General features: G+C 37.9%; 4 protein-coding genes. All 4 read right to left on the bottom strand.

All coding sequences use genetic code 11. The features are described 5' to 3' along the window. Positions 1–1,012, bottom strand: a 1,012-nt coding sequence (locus ACILQF_RS12665) for a hypothetical protein (protein ID WP_395627763.1), incomplete at its 3' end; no start/stop codon positions are given. 44 nt (positions 1,013–1,056) lie between these two features. Then, positions 1,057–2,571 (bottom strand): hypothetical protein, encoded by a 1,515-nt coding sequence (locus tag ACILQF_RS12660; protein WP_395627762.1) that lies wholly within the window; start codon positions 2,569–2,571, stop codon positions 1,057–1,059. A gap of 11 nt (positions 2,572–2,582) precedes the next feature. Beyond that, on the bottom strand, positions 2,583–3,401 hold the full coding sequence (locus tag ACILQF_RS12655; protein WP_395627761.1) for a hypothetical protein: 819 nt from the start codon (positions 3,399–3,401) through the stop codon (positions 2,583–2,585). 72 nt (positions 3,402–3,473) lie between these two features. Further along, positions 3,474–4,307 carry an Hsp20/alpha crystallin family protein gene (locus tag ACILQF_RS12650; protein WP_395627760.1) on the bottom strand — a complete coding sequence of 278 codons (834 nt, stop codon included), beginning with the start codon at positions 4,305–4,307 and terminating at the stop codon, positions 3,474–3,476. Positions 4,308–4,355: the final 48 nt, after the last annotated feature.

Here is a 4,355-nt window from a genome sequence, read left to right as displayed (position 1 = left end):
TATTTCTCATCATGGAGGGCGAATAAGAATCCTGCCATTTAGTATAATCTAAGCTATAGCCTAATTTTCCAGACTTGAGTTCCAGATCTCCCTGACCATAAAAAAGAAATGACTGATTAGTTGAGAACATACCCTGCGAGCTAAGCGAGATGCTATTCGCATTGTAAGCATCCGGTTGTAATGGATCGCGATAGGCACGGTCGCTTCGGCCACTTTGTACCCTAATATATGCCATACCAAATACATCACCATTAGAATATAAGCCGGTAAAGGTTACGTCAAAGCCTTCAGATTCAAACATTTTTCTGGTCACAGGCTTGGTAATAGTAATAAGCGTATCAGCTGAAGGCTGAAGGATAAACTCTAAGGTGGAATGAAAAGCTTGATTCTGGAATAAAGGAGGGAATCGATTAATTAGTGTAATACGTTGTGCTATATTACCAGAATTTGATATTCTAATTGGAATCCTGATGGAATCGGAGGTCATATCAAGGAGTATGCTGGAAAGTAATGAAAACATGTTCACATTTCTTTTAACTGATACCTGCACTTTAGTTTCTGTTGCCTGCAACAGGTTATTCTCAGTATCAGTAAGGTTAAACCTAATCACATGGTCTTTTCCTGAGGTAGTTTTTTTAGTAATAAATACCTTTACCGGTATAAACAAGCTATCGCCTGGTTGAATATTAACAACTATTTTATTCTTACTGATGAGGTCCATGCTGCTCTCCAGATTGATTGATATAATCCCAGTTAATGGTATTGTTTTTCTATTAAGCACCTTCAAGGTTAGATCAATCAGTTCTTCATTAGATGCCTTGATCAATTTCTTGGATGGCTCAATAAAAATCAATGAATCGGAAGATTGTGCATTTGTGGGATAAGAATTAAAAATACAGAAGACTAAAGCAAAGCTAAAACGGAAAAAAATCGAATCCACAACCTTGTTTATACCACAAAGTAGCTCCGTGATGGCGTCTAAATAATATGTAATTAACTTATTTTTTTTCACATTAAATATCCCTAAAAGGTCTACAAATAAATAAAAAGGGGAAATTATTGGGCTACTACGATAAATAATACGCTTGTATTAAATACCCCCGATTTACCTGACAGCCTACTATCACCTGGTGCGGTATAGTACTGTAGATCATATTCTGTTACTTGTTGGGTATTATCAACCATAGGATTTGTAACAATTACCTGGTTGACCGTGGAGAGTTGGCGTGTAAAGGTTGAAATCCCTCCAGAAGAGGAGGTAAATTTAGTTGCCTGAACATTTACAGCAGCAACTGGGATGCTAGTATTATTGGCCGAAACTAGGTTTAATCCGCTGGTTTTGATCATCACCTGATAAGGCTGATAACCAACAACTCTCATTCCTCTAACCTTTGTTACTGATACTCCATTGGTATAATTGGCTATTGTATTGAAGTCGAGGTTAATTTCATTCGCTAAATTTTGCAGCTCAAGAGTCAAACTATTATAAGCGGAATTCATATTGAATGTTACATCCACCGTGCTTGTTGAGACGAGCACATTACTTGAATTATACAGCGAAAATATCAAGGTTCCGGTATATGCTCCATTGGGTATGACCAGATGGTTTCCTCCCTGAATCTGTAAATCAAATTTATGTTCGGTAAAGGAATAAGCTGTAAATGTGGCATTAGACCCCCCTATTAGCGTAACATCGACATTGTCTAGCGGCTTTGAAAATGTAGAAACTCCAATTTGAGCAGCCGTAGGAGTACCAGCACTCACACGGTTAAATCGTAATGACAAATACTGAGGAGCTACTGATGTGCCTCCGTTTGTAAAATTTCCTGCTGCCCTAACTTTTAAACTCCATTCATCACAGGTAGCTGTATTGGGATTGTACTGAACACTAACCGCATCGGTTACTGTTAAACCAGCCATTTGCTCTGCATAAGAAGTAAAATTAGCTTGATTACTTGCATAGCTACTAATTACTGCAGTTTCACAAGAGGTACTATAATTCACAACAAATTCTACTAAAATATTACTGTCTGAAGCCATCACCGTTCCTTTGTCGCTTATTACTTGCACTGTAAGTGTCGTACTATAAGTTCCGGCACTTACCCCTAAATGAGTTCCTCCAGTTACCCTCATATTAAATATTTGTTGGAAATCGTTATTTCCAGATGTAATTGATCTCCCCGAATTAATCATTGACTTTGAATTAGAAGTGCTAAGCGTCTGATAATTTCTACTGTTTGTATTGCTGGGACCACCAATTGGAGATTCATAATCTAAGGATACAAAGCCTGCAGCTATTGTTGCAGTTCCATTGCTAAAATCTGAATTAGCCCGAATACGTACTGTCCAGCCAGAACCACTTGTGGCACTCATCGCATAAGCAAGTGTTAGGTAATTATTGCTTGTGGTAGTAATTGCAATGGAAGTTTTAGTGTTAAAAGTAACTGGGGTACCACGTGTTCCGGTAATAGTTTGGGAATTTACCTTAAAGGCAAAAATTAGTGAAATTAGAACTAGTAAAATCAATTGAAAAGTGACAATCTTAAAATCTTTTTCGTTTATTTTTATCATCTGCATATTAATTACCGTTCGAACTCAAGTTCAACGAGTTTTAACTCATCCTTATCCCCATAATTGATGATAGTTGTTGCAGTATACTTGCCTTTGGTCATATTAGGAGGTAACTTTTGCCTAACCAGGCGTTGATCTCCAGGCAAGGAAAATATCTCCTGATCTTCCAATTTATTCTTCTCTCCAGTTTGTGTATTTAGCAGTTCCCACTTAATTTTACCTTCTAACCATTGTTTGCCAGTATTACTCAGCTTCAGTTCTAGATAGCCACCGGTAGTTTTATCGTCTTCATGCGGGAGAACATCAGTGAAATCAATCACCTCAATATTTCGTTCGTCAGATTGATCAAAAGAATGATAGATCTTAATTCCCATTCTAACGCTCACCTTAATCGAAGTGCCATCTGCTGCTCGTCCATCGCCAGGATTTAATTGAGTGAGAAATAACATGGCAGTACGTACGGGAATTTCCGTAGAAACGGTAGTAGGTACACTTAATATAACATCAAGCTCCCGCTTTTCACCTGGTTTGAGTGTAAAATATGAACCAGGCATCACACGGACCCAATCTGCCGCAGAAGTTTTCAGAACTCCGGCATCAAATGTTTGATTATTACCCAGCGAGTCATAATCCCAATCATTTAATGACAATCCAATTTCCAAATCTCTGCTGTTAGGATTGCTAACTACAATTTTTTGGGTAGCATTTCCGCCAGAAGCTAATTTATAATACAATTTTCCAGGGCTAACAGTCATACCAGCCTGCGCCATCAAATTTTGGCTCATGCCAATTATTGCCAAGCTAAACAGCCAGCAAAGAATTTTCTCCATAATGTTTATATAAAAACAAGGCCTTTGATTAAAGGCCTTGATGAGAGGAATAAACTAGTATTCTAGTGTATTTTACTGTTGAGTTACAGTATACACCACTGGGACAACATTTAATCCTGTGGCTTTTCCTGCATAGGCACCACCCGAACCGATCAGGTATGAAACATTAAACTTGTTCGTTGAATTTGAACCGCTCCATGAAGTATTAGCTGCTGAAATAACTGTAGCTGCTGTTCCACCTGTTCCCGGAAGAATTACTGCTGAACCATAGGTAATTCCAGTTACATTACCATTATTTGTAGCACCTACTGTTGAAGTGATCTTTATTGTTCCGGGAGAAATTGATGCTGATCCTGTTACCGTTCCTGCCACTGCTTTCACTACATACCCTCTAGAACTGGTTACACTTACATGATCTGGAGCAATGGCGGTAATACCATTCGTGTATTCATCCTCGGTGTCGAAGTCTACATCCAATGATCCCGATGGAGTAGTTACAGTGAAAGATAGAACATCCGATAAGGTAATGTTCAAATTTGCAATCTGCTGCGCAAAAGACGCAGTGCTTAATGTTGTTACTAAGGCGATTAATGTAAATACTTTTTTCATGTTGATAAATCCAAATAAGGTGAAACTGTGATTAAAATTTTTGTAATTGTGTTCTTGATGCGAATAAGTTTTTTCTTTCGCTACTTCTGTTTCGCCAAGAATATTAAGCATATTTCCGCTTCGATCAATTTTGAAATCATTCCTTTTCATTCCTGGCGCGGCAAGGGTCGCCAAATAGTTTTCTCCCTGCTCTAGAATATTTACCTGGCTTAAATTTACTAGCCGGTTCCATAATTCGCGAATGTCAAATTGGTAAGGCATTCCTCCGGCTATTCTAGCCAATGTTTTGATTTTCATAGTGTCTCCTTTTTTTTAAAAATTGTTATTAATTAATTAATTGGGAAA

It is taken from the genome of Daejeonella sp., from assembly GCF_044232565.1.
Taxonomy (GTDB): Bacteria; Bacteroidota; Bacteroidia; order Sphingobacteriales; family Sphingobacteriaceae; genus Daejeonella.
The sequence above is the reverse complement of the archived record's forward strand: the minus strand, read 5'-3'. Positions and strand labels throughout refer to the sequence as shown.

Bases quoted from the DNA above. Each gene is read 5' to 3' on its own strand.
- ACILQF_RS12660 (WP_395627762.1), bottom strand. From the start codon at position 2,571: ATGATAAAAATAAACGAAAAAGATTTTAAGATTGTCACTTTTCAATTG.
- ACILQF_RS12655 (WP_395627761.1), bottom strand. From the start codon at position 3,401: ATGGAGAAAATTCTTTGCTGGCTGTTTAGCTTGGCAATAATTGGCATG.
- ACILQF_RS12650 (WP_395627760.1), bottom strand. From the start codon at position 4,307: ATGAAAATCAAAACATTGGCTAGAATAGCCGGAGGAATGCCTTACCAA.